General features: G+C 23.7%; 1 protein-coding gene. It reads right to left on the reverse strand.

Annotated elements, in window-relative coordinates:
- Positions 1-137 precede the first annotated feature (137 nt).
- Positions 138-612: ERF family protein (locus tag U880_RS09575; RefSeq protein WP_235047956.1), on the reverse strand; the 475-nt coding region annotated here is incomplete at its 5' end.

Genomic DNA, 612 nt, shown 5'->3' on the forward strand with positions numbered 1-612 from the left:
TTAAGATTATGCATAATCTTGTATGTTTCCCATACTTCTGCAATATTACTTGAATTCATTTTATCTATTATTACATCTACTGTATTTGGTGATTGATTTTTTATCATATTATTATTTTTATTCATATTAAATTCCCTTTAAAATTGTTCAAGATCTAAATTACTAGCATTAATATTAAGTTCACTCTCTATTAACAAATATGTAACTAATACATAATGCTTGAAATAAGTTATTGCAGACTCCACAAACTGAGGCCATGTATTTTGACTTTTAACCCCAATAGATCTCAATTTTTCTATATATATTGGTGTATCAAATGAATGTTCATATCCACTTAAAGGGCTATAAAATGTTGTTGTAACAACATAAATTAAATGATTATCAATACTCTTTGTAGTTGGATATTGTACAAAATCAATATCTAGATTATGTTCCTTAATAACATTTTTAACTTCTCTTACTATTTCATTGTAATTCTCATATCCATTAAGATTTTTATTTACTTCATCCAAATTCATTTTAAGAGTACGAAGATTTTTTAAAAAGTCTATTCTCTTTTGACTAATTGTTGTATTTTCATTATTAATTGTCATTTCTTGTATATTTGTTTTT

It is taken from the genome of Borrelia hispanica CRI (assembly GCF_000500065.1).
Taxonomy (GTDB): domain Bacteria; phylum Spirochaetota; class Spirochaetia; order Borreliales; family Borreliaceae; genus Borrelia; species Borrelia hispanica.